Source organism: Micromonospora zamorensis (genome assembly GCF_900090275.1).
Classification (GTDB): Bacteria; Actinomycetota; Actinomycetes; order Mycobacteriales; family Micromonosporaceae; genus Micromonospora; species Micromonospora zamorensis.
This window is the reverse complement of record NZ_LT607755.1, coordinates 5724008-5741047: the sequence shown is the minus strand read 5'-3', so window position 1 is coordinate 5741047 and position 17040 is coordinate 5724008. Positions and strand designations below refer to the sequence as shown.

Below are 17040 nucleotides of genomic sequence, written 5' to 3'. Positions count from 1 at the left end.
CGCCCGGCCGTTACCCGCCGGTGACCGCGGTCAGCCCAGGTGGTAGTTGATGTGCGCGGACCAGCGGGCGAAGCCCAGCCGTTCGTAGAGCGCCACCGCTCCGGTGTTCGACTCGTCGACGTAGAGCATCACCCGGTCCAGGCCGCGCTTGTCCCGCAGGTACGCCAGCCCGGCTGTGGTCAGCGCCCGGCCGAGCCCACCGCCGTGCGCGGTCGGCTCCACTCCCAGGACGTACACCTCGCCGATCCGGGCCGACCCGGGGCGCTCGTGCACCTTGGTCCAGTGGAAGCCGAGCAGCCGCCCGGTCGAGGTCTCCTCGGCGAGCAGGAAGCCGGCCGGGTCGAACCACGGCTCGGCAAGGCGGGCCGCCAGGTCGTCCGAGGTCCACCGGCCCTGCTCGGGGTGCTCGGCGAAGGCGCGCGCGTTGAGACTGAGCCAGGTCGCGTCGTCCGCACCGGGTTCGAACGCGCGCAGCGCCACCCCGTCGGGCAGGCGCGGCTCGCCGAGCGGGGCGGCCAGTGGCCGGCGCAACTGCCAGAGCACCCGCGCCCGGGTGAAGCCGAGATCGACGCCGAGGGCGGCGGCGGACGGGTGGTCGCCGTGGGCCCACGCCCGCAGTGGCCCGGTGGCCGAGGCGAGCACGCCCCGGGCCAGTGCGCGGCCGGTGCCCCGCCGTCGGTACGCGGGGTGCACCACCAGCTCGACGCCGATGCCGCCGACGGGGTCGGTCGTGTCCAGGTGCGCGTACCCGGTCAGGGTGCCGTCGTCGGCGCGGGCGATCAGGTGCACGGCCGGGGCGTCCGGGTCGCGCAGTCGGAGCAGGACGTGCTCGTCGAGCGGGTCGGCGCCGTCGGTGTCGCCCGCGGAGCTGGCGAGGGCCAGCACGTCGGCGATGTCCGCCGGTGCCAGTCGGTCGGTCCGGGTCACCTGGTCGCTGGTCGGCTCCGCGCTGCTCATCCCGTCACCGTATCCGTTGCGTGTCGTGACGCCCGGACCGTCGCCGAGCGAATGCTGTGACTCAGGTCGGGTCGGTGGGCAGGGCCTCCAGGTCGAACCGCGCGGTCAGGTCGGGCAGGATCCGGCGCAACGCGTCCACGGTGCCCTGCCGGTCGCCGCCGGCGTCGTGCAGCAGCACCACCGAGCCCGGTTCGGCCTGGCTCAGGACCGTCGCGGTGATCTTGGCAGCGCCGGGTAGATCCCAGTCCGACGGGTCGACCGACCAGTGCAGCGGGGTCATGCCGAGCTGCCGCGCCACCGACACCACCGGGTACGTCCAGGCGCCGCCCGGCTGCCGGTACCAGACGATCGGCGCGTTCGGCACGGCCGCCCTGATCGCCTCGTTCGTGCGCAGGAGATCGGCCCGGATCGCGTCGGCCGACCGGGCGCCCAGGTCGACGTCGTGGTGCCAGGAGTGGTTGCACAGGGTGTGGCCGTCGCCCACGATCGCCTGGACCAGGTCGGGGTGGTTCTGAGCGTTCTCGCCGACCACGCAGAACGTCGCCTTCACATCGAATTCGCGCAGCATGGCGAGGACCTGCGGGGTGTACCGCGGGTCCGGCCCGTCGTCGAAGGTCAGCGCGAGCCGTGGGGAGCCGGTGGTGGCGTGCGCGCCGAACAGCTTGTCGCCGCCGCCGTCCCGCTCCGCCCCGTCCTGGCCGGCCTCGGTGGGGCCGTTGCTGGCGCCGGGGTTCGGGACGTCGCCCGGCTCGCCGTCGCTGGGCTGGTCGGCGTAGTGCGGCCCGTCGGCGTGCGCGGTGGGATGCCGGGGGGTCGGATCGACGACGAGGCTGCGGCCCAGCGCGTACGCCGAGCCGAGCAGCGCCGCCAACACCAGCGTCACGATTCCCGTCGCCCGCGCGGTCGAACTGACCCGCGTCATGGCTTCCGCCCGGTTTGCCGGCCAGGCCGACCCGTCGCCCCCGTGGTCACTGCGCGCACCGTCGCCCCTTTCTCCGACAAACCCGGCAGTCAGAATAGAACCGCCAAGCCGCGCAAAAAGGGCATATAGGAAAGCTGAGTGACTCGTCGATCAGACGGGCAGGGGCGCGTGCTCCGCCTCGGGCAGGGACCGTGACGGCGGGACGACGAACTTGTAGCCGACCTGGCGGACGGTGCCGATCATCGACTCGTACTCCGAGCCGAGCTTGGCGCGCAGTCGCCGGACGTGCACGTCCACAGTGCGGGTGCCGCCGAAGTAGTCGTAGCCCCAGACCTCCCGCAGGAGCTGGTCCCGGGTGAACACCCGCCCCGGGTGCTGGGCCAGGAACTTCAGCAGCTCGAACTCCTTGTAGGTGAGGTCGAGAGGGCGGCCCTTGAGCTTGGCCGCGTACGTGTCGGGGTCGATGGTCAGCTCGCCGGCCCGGATCGAGCCGCCGGCGCCGGCGGTCGCGTTGCTCAGGCGACCGACCGCGAGCCGCAGCCGTGCCTCCACCTCGGCGGGACCGGCCGAGGCGAGGATGACGTCGTCGACGCCCCAGTCGGCGTTCAGTGCGATCAGGCCGGCCTCGGTCACCACCGCGACCAGCGGCACGCCGAGCCCGGTGGCGTGCAACATCCGGCAGGTCGCCCGGGCCTCGCTCAACTCCGACCGGGCGTCCACCAGCACCGCGTCGGGGCTGGGGCCCGCGACCAGGGTGCGGACGTCGCGCGGCGCGGTGCGGACCGAGTGCGGCAACAGGTCGAGTGCCGGCAGCACAGCCGACGGTTCGCCTGCGCGCGCGGTCACCAGCAGCAGGATCTCCACGATCACCTCCGTCCCGGCGGCGCTCGGCCGCACGCGACCAGACACACTCGCGGGGGAGTGTGCTGAGAAATTGCGTGGTCCCGGCGTCGCTGACGGGCGGGGTAACGGGGTTGAGCGTAACCGATCGCCTCGGCCGCGCCGTCTGGCCATTTCCCGTTTGTCTACCTTGCCCCTGATCGTGGAGCAGATTTTAACGTTGCTGAAACCCGTGACCGTCGTGTCCGGCCGCCGGTCTGGCACGATCGGGTCGTGTTTCCCTCCACCTCGCCCGAGGCCGGCCGCGAATCGTGGCCCGCCGGGCCCCACCCGGGCCCGGCCGCCGCAGCGACGCGCGGCAACCCGCCCGCGCCGCGTACCGGTCCGGCCACCACCGACGGCGATCGCCGCGAACGAAGTGGGCCTCGCCGAGCCCGTCGCTCCGGCGAACCGGCGCGCCGATCCGAAGAAGAGATCGACGAGCCGGAAGAGGAGGTCATACCCCCGGTCGAGGTGCACCGTCAGCTCGCGATGACCATCGCCGGCTTCGCCGCGCTGCTCGGCGTCGGCCTGGTGCTCGGCGCGCAGACGTCCGGGCCTGGTCACCGGCTGCCGTTCGCCTTCATCATCTTCGGCGTCCAGTTGCTCTTCGTGCTCGCCTGGACGATCGCCATGCGCCCTCCCGCGATGCTGGTGGTCGCCGGGATCAGCGTCGTTGTCGCCGCACTCGCCGACATCGCCGCGGTGCAGACCGACGTCGCCGGTCTGGCGCCGCTGGGCTACCTGGCCGCCGGCGGCTTCCTCGCCGCGGTGCTCGGCCAGCTGGTCCGCCGCGTCGACCGGGTCCGGGTCACCGACTCCCTCGGCGCCACGCTGCTCATCGTGGTCGGAGTGGTGGCCTTCGGCACCCTGATCGTGCTCAGCCGGATCCCGGCCGGCACCCAGGCGATCACCGTCTGCCTGACGGCGAGCGGCGTCGCGCTGACCGTCGCTCGGCTCACCGACGCCGTACTGCCCTGGCCCCGGCTGGCCCCGCAGGTGCCCAGGGGCGCGGCTGGCGTGGTGGCCGGCGCGATGGTCGGCACGCTGACCAGCGCACTTCTCGGCAGCTACCTGGTGGCACCCTTCACGCCGACCCGGGCCGCCGTGATCGGCCTGGTCGCGGCGGTCGCCGCCGTGCTCTCCGACCTCGCCGTCGGGTACGCCGAGGCGGGCCGGCTGATGGCCGGAGAACCGCCCACCATGTGGGTGGCCCGGCACATGCAGGGTCCGCTCGGCGGTTTCGCCCTGGCGGCACCGGCCGCGTACGCGATGTGCATGCTCTTCCTCTGAGTCACGGTTGAGCCTGGAGCCGGTCGGGTACCTACGGGTGCGCCGCGCAGCGGCACCGGTGTGGACGACCCGTCGCGGTGCGGCGGGTGGAGACAGGAGGCGGCGTGGCGGAGGACTATCCGGCGGAGGGGGCGCGGCCCCGACGGCGCGGCCGCAAGCTGCTCATCGGCCTGTTCGTCCTGCTCCTGGTGGTGGCGGGGTTGCTGGTCGTCGCCGACCGGGTGGCGGTCGGGGTCGCCGAGCGGATGATCGCCGACCGGGTCCGCCAGGAGATCACCAAGCAGGGCGCGCAATCCGCCGAGCCCGATGTGGAGGTGGGCGGCACCCCGTTCCTCACCCAGGTGCTCGATGGCCGCTACCAGCGGATCACCATCAACCTGCGGGACGTGCAGGCCCCGGTCCAGGGCGACGTCGTGCGGCTGTCGGTGCTGGACGTGGACGCCCGCAACGTCCGGGCCTCACTGGACACCCTGCGCTCCGGCCAGGGTGACATCGTGGCGGACACGGTCGACGGCACCGGCACGATCAGCTACGACAGCCTCGCCGCGCTGCTGAAGCGTCCGGGGCTCACGCTTGGCGAGCAGAACGGCAAGCTCGCCGTCACGGGTCCGGCCGACATCCTCGGTCAGAAGATCACGATCAGCGGCACCGCCGACGTCACCGTCGCAGACAACGGCGCCGTCGCCCTGCGCTTCAACGACCTGGACGCCACGGGTCTGCCGAACCTGCCGCTGGCGCGCGGCCTGCTGAACAACTTCGCCAAGGACATCTCCATCGACGTGCCCCTGCCCGACCTGCCGTTCCAACTCGCCGTCCGGGAGGTCCGGCCGCTGGCGGAAGGGTTGGCGGTCACCGCCGACGCGAAGAACGTACCGATCAATTCCGTCAGCTGAGTGGGAACCCCATCCGGCCGGTGATCCGGTCGATTCCCGGATGGTGGTCGACTCAGTGGCAGCCCGGTCACTGGCTGGTAGGCTCCCTGGCCATGGGGACCCACCTCACCAAACGGCGCGCGGTCGACCTGTGCCGCGTGGCCACCTGCCTGTGTCGCCCCGTCATCTGACGGCGGGGCTGTCTCCGGCCGCCTGACGGCGGCCACCGGCACAGGGTTCTCGCACCCTCCGGTGATCCCACCGAATGCCCGGCAGCGGCGCCGTCGCACGAACCCGTGATCCCGTCCTTCCGCTGGGTCCCGCGCGTGGTGCGACAGCTACACCCATCAATGCTCGCGCGTTGGCTCACCATCCATCCTCACCAGGGAGTGATTCGATGAGTCGCGACACCGCACTCGTTTCGGCCGAATGGGCCGAGAAGAACCTCGACGCCCCGGGCGTCGTCTTCGTCGAGGTCGACGAGGACACCTCGGCCTACGACACCGGCCACATCGCCGGCGCCATCAAGATTGACTGGAAGACCGACCTGCAGGACCAGGTCCGCCGGGACTTCGTCAACAAGACGCAGTTCGAGGCGTTGCTCTCCGAGCGGGGCATCAGCAACGACGACACCGTCATCCTCTACGGCGGCAACAACAACTGGTTCGCCGCGTACGCCTACTGGTACTTCAAGCTCTACGGCCACGGCGACGTGAAGCTGCTCGACGGCGGTCGCAAGAAGTGGGAGCTGGATGCCCGCCCGCTGGTCACCGACTCGGTGGCCCGCCCGGCGACGCAGTACGTCGCGCAGGAGCCGGACACGTCGATCCGGGCCTTCCGGGACGAGGTCGTGGCCGCGATCGGCACCAAGAACCTGGTCGACGTGCGCAGCCCCGACGAGTTCGCCGGCCGGCTGCTCGCCCCCGCCCACCTGCCGCAGGAGCAGGCGCAGCGGGCCGGGCACATCCCCACCGCCATCAGCGTCCCGTGGTCCAAGGCGGCCAACGAGGACGGCACCTTCCGGTCCGACGACGAGCTGCGCAAGATCTACGGCGACGCGGGGCTCGACGACGGCAAGGAGACCATCGCCTACTGCCGGATCGGCGAGCGCTCCTCGCACACCTGGTTCGTGCTCCAGGAGCTGCTCGGCCACCGCAACGTCAAGAACTACGACGGTTCCTGGACCGAGTACGGCTCGCTGGTCGGCGTGCCGGTCGCGCTCGGTGACGAACCCGGGGAGGCCTGATCATGACGCTCCCCATCGCCGCGGGTTGCGCCGCACCGGACCAGGCCGCACCGTTGCCGGCCAGTCTGGACCTGGAGAAGGAAACCGTCATCACCGGGATCGTCCGCTCCACCGAGGACGAGCCGGTGCCGGGCGCGTACGTCCGGCTGCTCGACTCGACCGGTGAGTTCACCGCCGAGGTGGTGACCTCGCCAGCCGGCCAGTTCCGGTTCTTCGCCGCGCCGGGCTCCTGGACGCTTCGGGCGCTGTCCCGGCACGGCAACGGCGACACCGCCGTCACCGCTGGCCGTGGCGTCAACGAGGTTGGCGTCACCGTCGCCTGACCCACTGCTCTGATCGACCGGGGCCGGTCACCCTCCTGGGGTGGTCGGCCCCCGGTCGTGTGTTCGGCGATGCGCCGGTGGTGTGGGCCACCGCCGGTCACGGGTCCTCGGCGGTTACCGCCCTCCTGCCGGGACGGGCCGCGAAATCAATCGGCATACGTCACTATCTACTGGTGGAAATCACGGGTGAGGGTGGCATGTCCGGCGAAGAGGTTCCGATCGTCGTCTGCGTCAGCGCGGACATGTCGATGCGGGAGCGGGTGCTGCGTCAACTCGACGGGCTCGGCCCGGTGCTCAGCTGTGCCGACCTGACCGAGCTGCGCGAGCTGCTGTCGTCGCCGACCGCCCCGCCGCAGGCCCACCCCGCGACAGTGTCGCCCGCCGCTCCGGTCCGTCCCGCGATCGTGCCGCCCGGCGTGCCGCAGGGCCTGGTCAGGTGGGGTGAGCTGGTCGTCGACCGGGCAGGACATCGGGTCACCTGGCGCGGGGACCCGCTCCCGCTCACCCCCACCGAACGGGAGCTGCTCGCCCTGCTCATCGGCCCGCCGCTGGTGGTGTGGAGCTACGAACAGCTCTTCGCCGCCGTGTGGAGCGGCCCGTACCGGGGCAGCGCCATCCTGCACTCCGCCGTCAAGCAGCTCCGGCACAAACTGCGTGGTCTCCCGGGAGGGCCGCAGGTGCACACCGTCCAGGGGATCGGCTACCGGCTCGATCCACCACCCCGCTCGACCTGACCGCCGGTGGGCCGGCAGCACACCCGTGACACCATGGCCGGGTGAACGGTGCTGTCCAGACGGGTTGGGCTCCTTCGGCCGGTCCCACCGCGCCGCCTCCTGCCCGGTCGTGGCGGCGTTTGTTGCTGGCCGCGACAGCGGCCTGGGCCGTGTTGCTGGCCCTGCTCACCTGGACGTCGGTCCGCGACGACCCACCGACCGTGCGCGAGCAGCGGTCCCTCGACCAGGCCGGCCCGGTGGTCGACCGGGCGATCGGCGAGCTGGCCCGGGCGGCCGGTGCGGCCGGTCTGCTGGAGCTGGGCCCGGCGCGGATCGCGGAGGGTTGCCGGGTCACCCCGTTCGCCGACGGGGCGAGGTTGCGGCGTGACGTCGGGGTGCTCGCGCCCACCGGCTCCGAGCAGACCGTGCTGAAGGGGATCGCCGAGCGGCTGCCGGCGAGTTGGCGGGCCGGGGTGGGCCCCGGGCTGAACGGCATCGAGCTGTACGCCGACGCCGGAGAGTTCGTGGCCGTCCAGGGACGGCCGACCGCGGACGGTCGGGTGCGAGTGGTCGTCGACACCGGTTGCCGGCCGGTCGGCTCCGGCTACACACCGGTCGCGGCCACGGCAGGCCCGGAGGCCGCCGCCCTGACCGCGGCGCTGCGGGCGCTCGACCGCCCGGCCGACGCCGCGCCGGAGCTGGTCACCGCACCCTGCCCGGGCGGCGGGTCGGCCCACACCGTCCGTTCCGCTGAGGGCCCCGGCCTGGCCGCGCCGACAGCCGCGCTCGCCGCGCTGGCCGGCAACGCCCCACTGCTGGACCAACCCCCGGTGTACGCGTACCGCACCGGCCCGGTCACGGTGCTTGCCGAGCTCAACCAGGACGCGACCCGGTTGGCCGCCACCGTCGGCTGCCCGGGTTGAGCCGGGCGGCTCGCTCGGATCAGCCGCCGCCTGGCTGATCCTCACCGTCACGGCTCCGGCCCAACGCGTCGACCTTCCCCCACCGACCGGGGATGTCCAGCAGCTCGACCCGGCCCATGCCCGGTGGCACGGCCGGGTCGATGATCAGGTGCTCGCCCTGCGGCTCCAGGCCCAGCATCACCCGGAGCAGCAGCAGCGGAGTGCCGGTCGACCAGGCCTGCGGGCTGCACGCGGTCGGGTACTCCACCGGGTAGTCGGTGAGGTCGCGGGCGTAGCCGGCGAACGCCTCCGGCAGCCGCCCCTCGAAATAGCGGGACGCGGCCAGCATCGTGTCGCAGATCAGCCCGGCCTCATTTCGGAAGCCGTACCGCCACAGCCCCCAGGCGATGATCGAGTTGTCGAACGGCCACACCGTGCCGACGTGGTACCCGATCGGGTTGTACCGTCCCTCGTCCTCGGCGAGCGTCCGCACTCCCCAGCCGGAGAACAGGCGCGGCCCGAGCAGGTGCTCGACCACCTTGCCGGCGCGGGACTCGTCCACGATGCCGCTCCACAGCAGGTGCCCGATGTTCGAGGTGAGCGCGTCCACCTGCCGCCCGTCGGCGTCCAGCGCGAGCGCGTAGTACTCGCGGTCGGCGATCCAGAAGTCACGGTCGAACCGCCGCTTGAGGTCGGCGGCCTCCCGCTCCAGCCGGTCGGCGTACGCCGGGTCGTTCCAGAAGGTCCGGGCCAGCCGGGCGGCCCGGATCTTCGCGTCGTACGCGTACCCCTGAAGTTCGCAGGTCGCCCGGGGGAAGCCGGGCATCTCGCCGTCGGCGTACGAGATGGCGTCCCAGGAGTCCTTCCAGCACTGGTTCTGCAGACCGGTCTCCGGGTTGCGGGTCTGGTACCAGAGGTAGCCGGTGCCGAGCAGGTCCCCGTACGTGTCGATCCACTGCAACGCCGCGCGGACCTGCGGTTCCAGCTTGCGGACGAGTGTGGCGTCACCGGTCCACCGCTCGTACTCGTCGAGCAGGATGATGAACAGTGGTGTCGAGTCGGCCGACCCGTAGTACGGCGAGTGTGGCTGCTCCTCGAAGCCGGCGGTCTCGCCGTAGCGCAGCTCGTGCAGGATCTTGCCGGGCTCCTCGTCCCGGAAGTCGTCCACCCGGTGCCCCTGTAGTCCGGCCAGCATCAGGATGGTCGGGGGGACCAGCTCCGGCAGGAACGGCAGCACCTGCAACGAGGTGATGATGCTGTCCCGGCCGAACAGGGTCATGAACCAGGGCAGTCCGGCGGCGATCAGCCGCACGCCCAGGGCGATCGACTCGTAGCGCAGGGCGGCCAGGTCGTTCAGGCTGCGCCGGTACGCCCCGGCCAGTGGCTGGCAGTCGCAGCCGAGCTTCGGCGCCCGGTCGATCAGTTCCTGCTGCTCGGCCCGGATGGCGTCCGCGCTGCGGCTGCCGCCGTAGGGGAGGGTCGCGCGGATGTCCTCACCGCGCGCCCCGAAGACGACGCTGGACACGCGCAGCCGGGTGGTCCACCTGCCGTTGCGGGCTATCCGGATCCGGAAGGTCATCCCGGTGGTGTCGACCTGCCCCGGCGCACTGGTGCTGACCGTCGTCTCCCGGTGGAACGCCTCCCGGCGGTAGGTCAGCCGCAACTCGTTCTCGGCGACCGTGACAGTGGTGCGCCCCTGCTTCTGCCGGCGGTGCTTGATCTCGAACAGGTCGGCGAAGTCGGCCGCGATGTCGATCCGGACGGTGAACTCGACGTCCGCCTCGGTGTGGTTGAGGACGGTCAGTTCCTCCGCGAAGCTGCCCACGATCGCCCGGCTGCGGATCACCGACGCCTTGGCGTCCAGGTAGTGCGTGGGTTCGCCGGGGGCGAGGAAGAACTTGGTGCGGTACGACTGGGTGTCGTCGACGGAGAGGGCGTGCAGCCGCTGGCCGTCCAGGGTGAGCACCCACTTGGACAGGAACCGGGTGTCGAAGGAGAACAGCCCGGTGGGGAAGTCGTAGGACGGCTCGATGTCCCCCCGCCGGTCGCTGACCAGGAAGGTGTTGCCGTCCAGAATGCTGACGAGTTCCTTCACGTCGGTCGCCTGGCCGCCCGGCGGGCCACCTCACGGGGGTCGCGGGTGCCGGGTGGGTCGGGGAAGAACCGACGGAAGGCGAGGAAGAGCACCACGTTTCCGCTGAACGTGCTCTCGTTGCGTAGCACCGCCGCGACACCCTGCGCCTCGCCGGTGATCAGTCGATCGAAGAGGGCGGCGCTGCTGAACCAGATGGCGTCGGCCGGCCCGCGCTCGCGGCTGACCTGCACCGATCCGGGCCGCATCCGGACCAGCCAGTGCTCGGTCCGGTGGTCGCTGCCGAGGTCGATCTGCAGGGTTCCGTCGGCCAGGCCGCCCAGGACGTCCGGGGCGCGCGCCGGCAGTGATTCGAAGAACCTCTCCGCCGCCTCGGTCACATCCGAATCGTAGGCAGCCGTCCGAGATGTCGGGTCGGTATCGGCACTCCGCCCGGATCAGCCCCACCGGGTCGGATGGTCAGTAGACGAGTGCCTGCGCGCCCTCGGCCAACGCCTCCTCGACGAAAACCGCGGCGCCCGCGATCCGCACCCCGGGCAACACGTCGTCCGGGCCGATCTCCCGGCGGGCGGCGCACTGGGTGCAGGCAGTCACCCGGCCACTGGTCAGGATGACGTGCAGCAACTCGGCCAGCGGTGCGGAGTGCGGCAGCTCGAACTGTTGGGCGCGACCGGGCAGCGCGAACCAGGTCGATTCACCGGTCAGCCAGAGCGACACGTCCACCCCGGCCGCGACAGCCGTCGCGGCGACAGTGAATGCCTGCGCGCACCGCTCCGGGGCGTCCGCCCCTGCGGTGGCCTTGACGACGAGAGTGCGGGCCATGTGGCCCAGCATAGGATGGCCGGGATGGTTACCGAGATCGGGTTTGTCAGCCTGTTGGTCGCTGGCCTGGGCGGGCTCGCCGGTGGCCTGGTCTACCTTGCCGTACGCATTTCGAGAGGACGCTGGTGAGCGAGAACCCGCTGCAGCCGCCGTGGCTGAACGCGCCGCCGGTCGAGGAGTACCCGTTCGAGGAGAGCCACGACCTGCGGGTCGGGCCGAAGCTGCACCCCGCGCTGGACGGCCTGCTGCCCTACATCGGGCTGTGGCGCGGCCGGGGCAAGGGTGGTTTCCCCACCATCGAGGACTTCGACTACGCGCAGGAGATCCGGATCAGCCACGACGGCCGACCGTTCCTGCACTACGAGTCCCGCGCCTGGATCCTGGACGAGCAGAGCAAGCCGGTCCGGCCGGCCGGTCGTGAGATCGGCTGGTGGCGGCCGGTGCTGGTGGACGGGCGGGCGACCGACGAGCTGGAGGCGCTGCTGAGCACTCCGACCGGGGTGATGGAGTTGCACCTGGGCAAGCGCACCGGCACCCAGGTCGAGTTCGCCACCGACGCGGTGGTCCGGACTCCGACCGCCAAGGAGGTCACCGGTGGGAAGCGGCTCTTCGGCATCGTCGAGGGTGCGCTGCTCTACGCCCAGGAGATGGCCGCCATGGGCCATGGTCTCAGCCCGCACCTCTCCGCCCGGCTCGTCCGGGTCGGCGGCTGACTAGACCGGGAAACCCAGCAGGGCGTGCAGGGCGGGGGTGCGCGGGCAGCGAGCCCGACGCACCCCGTCCAGCGTGTGCACCTCGGCGGCTCCGCGTAGCGACGAGGTGAACCACAGGCCGTCCGCGGCGTGCAGCTCGGCCACCGTGGCCAGCCGCTCGGCGGTGTTCAGGCCCAGCTCGGCGGCGTGGGCGAGCAACCAGGCGACGGTCGTGCCGGCGAGGATGCCGGTTGTCGCGGCCGGCACCGTGCAGAGCGTGTCGTCGGTGAGCCACACCACGTTGGCCGTGGGGCCCTCCAGCGCGTAGCCGTCGGAGGAGACCCACAGCACGTCGTCCACGCCGGCCCGCCCGGCCCAGCGGCGGGCGGCGCTGCTGACCGCGTACGACGTGGATTTGATCCCGGCCGGCAGCCAGCTCAGCCCGGGGCGAGTGCCGGCGGGCACCCCCAGCGGCAGGGTGGCCACATTGATCCCGTTCCGCCGGGCTGCCCGGGAAGGCGCCGGCACCTCGGCCAGCGTGGCGTAGACCGTCGGGGGGCCGCCGGCCTCCGGGCCCCTCGTGCAGACCAGCCGGAGCGCCCCTTCCACGGGCGTCGGCCAGTCTGCGCGTACCTCGTCGAGCAGGTCGGTCAGCGCTGCGGTGGGGGGTAGGGGCAGGTCGATGGCCAAGGCCGCCGCGACCAGGCGGGCCAGGTGCTCGTCGCGCAGCCACGGCCGGCCGTGCCGCAGGTGCATGGTTTCGAAGATGCCGTCGCCGTGCAGGACGCCGAGGTCGTCGCCGCGAAGCACGGGGTCGCCGGTCGGAATCAGGCCGCGCCCGAGCACGGCGATCCGCGCGGTCGGGCCGGCCGTGACCTCCCCGCCGGACGACTTCACCATGACCGTCGAGCGTAGTGGCGGTCGATCGCGATGTGAGGAGCAGCCTGGTGGCCGAACTATGATCGGACGGTGTCCGAATCCTCCCTCGCGGAAATGCTGCGGGCCCGTGGGCTGCGGCTGACGGCCCAACGGCAGCTCGTCCTCCAGGCGGTGCTCGATCTGGGGCACGCCAGCCCGGAGCAGGTGCACACCGCCGTCCGGGAGGTCGCGGCCGGCGTCAACATCACCACCATCTACCGCACGCTTGAGCTGTTGGAACGGCTCGGCCTGGTCACCCACACGCACCTGTCGCACGGCTCACCGACCTATCACGCGGCCGGTGAGCACCAACACGTCCACCTGGTCTGCCGGGAGTGCGGCGCGATCGACGAGATCGATCCGGAGCTGCTGCGCCCGCTCGCCGACCAGTTGGCCACGCAGCGGGGGTTCCGGGTGGATATCGGGCACGTGTCACTTTTCGGCGTCTGCGTACGCTGCGAGAACGGGGACGACAAATGATCGACATCGCGGGCGCGGTGGCCGTCGAGGGCATCGACGAGGCCAGCCGTGACCAGCCGGATCCGGCGCATGTCGCGGCCGGGGTGCGGGGGGTGGCCGCACACTACGGCGACCCGCTGCGTGAGCAGCGCACCCTGGACACCGAGGTCGGTCTGGTCGACCGGTCGCACCGGGGGATCATCGCGGTGCCCGGGGAAGAGCGGGCCAGCTGGCTGCACACTGTCACCTCGCAGCACCTGAGCGCACTGGCCGCCGGTGAGGGCACCGAACTGCTGGTGCTGTCCCCGCACGGCCACATCGAGCAGCACGCCATGGTCGCGGAGGACGGCGAGACCACCTGGCTGGACACCGAGCCGGGGGCCACCGAGGGTCTGCTGGCCTACCTGAACAAGATGCGGTTCTTCAGCAAGGTCGAGCCGCGCGACGCGACCGCCGAGCGGGCACTGTTGTCCCTGGTCGGGCCGGCGGCGACGGAGGCGCTGAGCACGCTCGGCGTGCCCGGGCTCGCCGCGCCGGACCAGGTCGCGGTGCCGGGTCCGAAGTTCCCGCACGGTGCCGTGCCACTCCGGGCGAGCGCGCGGTACGACGTACGACCGCTGCCGATCGGTGGTTGGGCCCGCCGCGGCCCGCTCGGGGTGGACCTGCTGGTGCCCCGCTCAGCGATGGACCAGGTCGTGGCGGAGCTGCGCGGCGCGGGCGTGCCGGTCGCGGGGCTCTGGGCGTACGAGGCGATCCGGGTGGCCGCGCGCCAGCCCCGGGTCGGGGTGGACACCGACCACCGGACCATCCCGGCCGAGGTGGACCTGATCGGCCCGGCGGTGCACCTGGACAAGGGTTGCTACCGGGGGCAGGAGACGGTGGCCCGGGTGCACAACATGGGTCGGCCGCCGCGCCGCCTCGTACTCCTGCACCTGGACGGGGTGACCACCGACCAGCCGCCGGCGGCCGGTACGCCGGTGACCCTCGACGGCCGGGCGGTCGGCTTCGTCGGCACCGCGGTGCTGCACCACGAGCTGGGTCAGGTCGCTCTCGCCGTGATCAAGCGGAACGTCTCCGACGATGCCGCGCTGATGATCGGCGAGACCGCGGCGGCGATCGACCCGTCCTGAGCGGGCCGTCTAGGATCGCCGGCATGACAACAGGGACGTTGATCACGGTGGCCCCGACCGGCGCTGAGTCGGCCAAGGCAGAGGTGCCGGCGCTGCCGGTGACCCTCGACGAGTTGCTGCTCACCGCCAAGGAGTGCGAGGCGCTCGGCGCTGCCGTGATCCACGTCCACATCCGTGACGACGAGGCGCGGCCGAGCCTCGACCCGGTGCGCCTGGCCGACACGGTGGTGGCGCTGCGGGAGAGCACGGACCTGATCGTGCAGCTCTCCTCCGGCGGCGCGGTGACCGATCCGGAGGCTGCTCGGCTGGCCGTCCTCGATGCCAGGCCGGACATGGCCTCGTGCACGATGGGCACCGTCAACTTCGGCAACGACGTCTTCCTCAACCGCTGGGAGTTCATCGTCGACCTGCACACCCGGATGCAGGAACGCGGGATCGTGCCGGAGTACGAGATCTTCGACCTCGGCCACCTGTCCGCGTTGCAGCGGTTGCTCGGCAGGTACGGCCTGCCGGCCGGCGGGCACGTGCACGTCGACTTCGTGATGGGCGTGCCGGGCGGTATGCCGGGCACCACCGAGACGCTGGTCGCGGCGCACCGGATGCTGCGGGACCTGCCCGAGGGCACCACGTTCTCGGCCACCGGGGTCGGCCGCAGCACGATTCCGGTGCTGCTGGCCTCCCTGTCGACCGGCGGGCACCTGAGGGTCGGTATGGAGGACACAGTGACGTACGCCAAGGGCCGTCCGGTGGAGTCCAACATGCAACTGGTCGCCCGCGCTGTGGGTTTCGCCCAGCTCGCTCAACGCCCGCCGCTGACCACCGCCGAGGCTCGCGAGCTGCTCGGGCTGTAAGGCCGGGCCGGTCCCACGCTCCTGTCACCCGAGCGGAGGACCACCTGGTCACCCCGCCGACGGGCACCCCGGCACCGTCGGTACCGTCCAGCGCGTGACGAAGACGTACGAGGGTGGCTCTCCACTCGCCGAGGTGGTCCGTTCCGGGTTCGTGGAGGGGGCGCACCGAGGTTCGGTGGTGGTGCTGGACGCCGCCGGTGCGGCGGTGGCGTCCGCCGGGGACGTGACGTCGCCGATCTTCCCCCGCTCGGCCAGCAAGCCGATGCAGGCGATCGGGATGCTGCGTGCCGGCCTGCCGTTGACCGACCCGGCCGACGTGGCGCTGGTCTCGGCGAGTCACGCCGGTGAGGACTTCCACCTGGCCAGGGTCGGTGCGTTGCTCCAGCGGGCCGGGTTGGACGCCTCGGCCCTGCACTGCCCGCCCGACCTGCCGGTGGGCGTGGCCGCCCGGGAGGCCGTGCTGCGCGCCGGGGGCGGCCCGAACCGGGTGCAGATGAACTGCTCCGGCAAGCACAGCGGGATGCTGCTGACCTGCGAGGCCGCCGGTTGGCCGCTGGATGGTTACTGGCGGCCGGAGCACCCGTTGCAGCAGCGGTTGCGGGCGGCCATCGAGGAGTTCACCGGCGAGCAGGCGGCGGCGGTGGGCGTGGACGGTTGCGGCGCCCCGGTGCTTGCGGTGTCGCTCACCGGCCTGGCCGGGGCGTTCCTCCGGCTGGTCGACGCCGAGCCCGGCTCGGTGCCGCGAACGGTGGCCGACGCGATGCGCGCGTACCCGGAGATCGTCGGTGGCACCCAGGCCGACGACACCCGCTTGATGCGCGGCGTTCCGGGCCTGCTGGCCAAGGTCGGTGCCGAGGGCGTGATCGCGGTGGCCCTGCCGGGTGTCGGCGCCGTCGCACTGAAGATCGACGACGGCGCCGACCGGGCCCGGATGCCGGTGCTGGTGTCCGCGCTGCGCCGGCTCGGTGTGGACGCCCCGGTGCTGACCGAGTACGCCGAGGTGCCGCTCTTCGGCGGCGGTGTCCCGGTCGGCGCGGTCCGCCCGCTCTGGTGACTGTCGTCTAGCGCAGGAAGTCGAGCAGTGCGGCGTTGACCGGCTCCGGACGCTCCAGCGGCAACAGGTGTGCGGCGTCCGGCACGTCCGGCAGCCGTACCGCGCCGGGGACCTCGGCGGCGATCCGGTCGGCGAGCCGGCTGATGTCCGGTACGTCGGCGGCGCCGGCGGTGACCAGGACGGGCACTGTCAGCTCGCCGAGGCGGCCGATCGCCGGCGGCGTCAGCTCTCCCACCTCGACCGCACCGAGCGCCAACTCGGCGGCGAGCGCACGCTGGTCCATCTCCTGCGCGAACGCGAGGAGCGCGGGGTCGACGTCCTGCGGCTGGCGGCCCGGGCCGACCACCCAGAACCGCACCTCACCGGCAGCGCCGGCGACGAAGTCGTCGGGGTCGACCTCGCCGACCAGGTCGTCCCAGAGGTCGTTCGCCTCCTCGGACCACTCGTTGCCGGAGACCGCCGTGTCGAACAGCGCAAGTGCGCTCACCCGGTCGGGGTGGGCCAGTGCGGTGTCGATGGCGACCGCCCCGCCGAAGGAGCAGCCGACCAGGGCGGCACGGGGCAGGTCGAGCGCGTCCAGCAGGCCGGCCACGTCGTCGTGGTGCGCGAACGGGGTCGGCGGCAGCTCCGAGTCCCCGTAGCCGCGCAGGTCCGGGACGATCACCCGGTGGCGGGCGGCGAGCGCGGGAAGCTGCCCTCGCCACATCCGCCGGTCGGCGATGCCAGCGTGCAGCAGTACGACGGGCGAACCGGTGCCCGCCTCGTCGTACGCGATGCTTGCTCCATTGACTGTGATCTTGTGCACGGACGGACCGTACGGATCGGGGGAGCGGGGCGCAACCGTCCGCTGAGACCTTGCTAACTGTGGCTAGCGTTTTGCTTGCAGGAGCTAGCGCGGCCGGTTAGCGTCGCAGT

21 protein-coding genes are annotated in these 17040 nt (G+C 72.2%); 13 read left to right on the top strand and 8 right to left on the bottom strand.

The window, feature by feature from the left end; all coding sequences use genetic code 11:
- Positions 1-30: 30 nt before the first annotated feature.
- From mshD to GA0070619_RS25605, 3 genes are all read right to left on the bottom strand, one after another.
- Complete coding sequence (mshD, locus tag GA0070619_RS25615) at positions 31-957, bottom strand: mycothiol synthase (RefSeq protein ID WP_088950399.1); 927 nt, start codon at positions 955-957, stop codon at positions 31-33.
- 61 nt (positions 958-1018) lie between these two features.
- Positions 1019-1879, bottom strand: a complete 861-nt coding sequence (locus tag GA0070619_RS25610; protein WP_088950398.1) for a polysaccharide deacetylase family protein — start codon at positions 1877-1879, stop codon at positions 1019-1021.
- A 150-nt stretch (positions 1880-2029) separates the two neighbouring features.
- Complete coding sequence (locus GA0070619_RS25605) at positions 2030-2749, bottom strand: winged helix-turn-helix transcriptional regulator (protein WP_179781168.1); 720 nt, start codon at positions 2747-2749, stop codon at positions 2030-2032.
- Between the two features lie 243 nt (positions 2750-2992).
- Between GA0070619_RS25605 and GA0070619_RS25600 the strand changes: the two genes are divergently transcribed.
- The 7 genes from GA0070619_RS25600 to GA0070619_RS25575 all read left to right on the top strand — a co-directional run bounded on the left by GA0070619_RS25600 (position 2993) and on the right by GA0070619_RS25575 (position 8128).
- Positions 2993-4051: a hypothetical protein gene (locus tag GA0070619_RS25600; protein ID WP_088950397.1), complete on the top strand. Its 1059-nt coding sequence runs from the start codon at positions 2993-2995 to the stop codon at positions 4049-4051.
- A 104-nt stretch (positions 4052-4155) separates the two neighbouring features.
- The gene (locus GA0070619_RS25595; RefSeq protein WP_088952046.1) at positions 4156-4944 is read left to right on the top strand and encodes an LmeA family phospholipid-binding protein; all 789 of its coding nucleotides are present in this window, start codon (positions 4156-4158) and stop codon (positions 4942-4944) included.
- Positions 4945-5036: 92 nt separating this feature from the next.
- A complete protein-coding gene (locus GA0070619_RS33975) occupies positions 5037-5114 on the top strand; it encodes an Ms5788A family Cys-rich leader peptide (RefSeq protein ID WP_310503780.1) in 78 nt (25 codons plus the stop codon).
- A 206-nt stretch (positions 5115-5320) separates the two neighbouring features.
- Positions 5321-6169, top strand: coding sequence for a sulfurtransferase (locus GA0070619_RS25590; protein ID WP_088950396.1), 849 nt, complete (start codon positions 5321-5323; stop codon positions 6167-6169).
- Between the two features lie 2 nt (positions 6170-6171).
- Positions 6172-6492 carry a DUF1416 domain-containing protein gene (locus GA0070619_RS25585; RefSeq protein ID WP_088950395.1) on the top strand — a complete coding sequence of 107 codons (321 nt, stop codon included), beginning with the start codon at positions 6172-6174 and terminating at the stop codon, positions 6490-6492.
- Between the two features lie 242 nt (positions 6493-6734).
- Entirely contained in the window at positions 6735-7226 is a 492-nt protein-coding gene (locus GA0070619_RS25580) for a winged helix-turn-helix domain-containing protein (protein ID WP_412769123.1), read from the top strand.
- A 41-nt stretch (positions 7227-7267) separates the two neighbouring features.
- Complete coding sequence (locus tag GA0070619_RS25575; RefSeq protein WP_088950393.1) at positions 7268-8128, top strand: hypothetical protein; 861 nt, start codon at positions 7268-7270, stop codon at positions 8126-8128.
- 19 nt (positions 8129-8147) lie between these two features.
- Here the strand turns inward: GA0070619_RS25575 and GA0070619_RS25570 are convergent, their stop codons facing one another.
- The 3 genes from GA0070619_RS25570 to GA0070619_RS25560 form a co-directional block, all read right to left on the bottom strand.
- Positions 8148-10202, bottom strand: coding sequence for an amylo-alpha-1,6-glucosidase (locus tag GA0070619_RS25570; protein WP_088950392.1), 2055 nt, complete (start codon positions 10200-10202; stop codon positions 8148-8150).
- Positions 10199-10579: an SCP2 sterol-binding domain-containing protein gene (locus GA0070619_RS25565; RefSeq protein ID WP_088950391.1), complete on the bottom strand. Its 381-nt coding sequence runs from the start codon at positions 10577-10579 to the stop codon at positions 10199-10201. Before GA0070619_RS25565 ends, GA0070619_RS25570 begins: the two co-directional genes overlap by 4 nt.
- A 79-nt stretch (positions 10580-10658) precedes the next feature.
- Complete coding sequence (locus tag GA0070619_RS25560) at positions 10659-11033, bottom strand: DsrE family protein (protein ID WP_088950390.1); 375 nt, start codon at positions 11031-11033, stop codon at positions 10659-10661.
- 12 nt (positions 11034-11045) lie between these two features.
- On the opposite strand from GA0070619_RS25560, the gene mtfM reads away from it, so the two are divergent.
- Positions 11046-11150, top strand: coding sequence for a small membrane protein MtfM (mtfM, locus tag GA0070619_RS33865; protein WP_030327764.1), 105 nt, complete (start codon positions 11046-11048; stop codon positions 11148-11150).
- Complete coding sequence (locus GA0070619_RS25555) at positions 11144-11734, top strand: heme-binding beta-barrel domain-containing protein (protein ID WP_088950389.1); 591 nt, start codon at positions 11144-11146, stop codon at positions 11732-11734. Before mtfM ends, GA0070619_RS25555 begins: the two co-directional genes overlap by 7 nt.
- Here the strand turns inward: GA0070619_RS25555 and GA0070619_RS25550 are convergent, their stop codons facing one another.
- Entirely contained in the window at positions 11735-12613 is an 879-nt protein-coding gene (locus tag GA0070619_RS25550) for an aminotransferase class IV (protein WP_088950388.1), read from the bottom strand.
- A 69-nt stretch (positions 12614-12682) separates the two neighbouring features.
- On the opposite strand from GA0070619_RS25550, the gene GA0070619_RS25545 reads away from it, so the two are divergent.
- From GA0070619_RS25545 to GA0070619_RS25530, 4 genes are all read left to right on the top strand, one after another.
- On the top strand, positions 12683-13111 hold the full coding sequence (locus tag GA0070619_RS25545; RefSeq protein WP_088950387.1) for a Fur family transcriptional regulator: 429 nt from the start codon (positions 12683-12685) through the stop codon (positions 13109-13111).
- Positions 13108-14220, top strand: a complete 1113-nt coding sequence (ygfZ, locus tag GA0070619_RS25540) for a CAF17-like 4Fe-4S cluster assembly/insertion protein YgfZ (protein ID WP_088950386.1) — start codon at positions 13108-13110, stop codon at positions 14218-14220. Before GA0070619_RS25545 ends, ygfZ begins: the two co-directional genes overlap by 4 nt.
- A 23-nt stretch (positions 14221-14243) precedes the next feature.
- Positions 14244-15071, top strand: coding sequence for a beta-keto acid cleavage family enzyme (locus GA0070619_RS25535; RefSeq protein ID WP_088950385.1), 828 nt, complete (start codon positions 14244-14246; stop codon positions 15069-15071).
- 94 nt (positions 15072-15165) lie between these two features.
- Positions 15166-16125 carry an asparaginase gene (locus tag GA0070619_RS25530; protein ID WP_088950384.1) on the top strand — a complete coding sequence of 320 codons (960 nt, stop codon included), beginning with the start codon at positions 15166-15168 and terminating at the stop codon, positions 16123-16125.
- Positions 16126-16132: 7 nt separating this feature from the next.
- On the opposite strand, the gene GA0070619_RS25525 is transcribed toward GA0070619_RS25530, so the two are convergent.
- On the bottom strand, positions 16133-16930 hold the full coding sequence (locus tag GA0070619_RS25525) for an alpha/beta fold hydrolase (protein ID WP_088950383.1): 798 nt from the start codon (positions 16928-16930) through the stop codon (positions 16133-16135).
- Positions 16931-17040 lie beyond the last annotated feature (110 nt).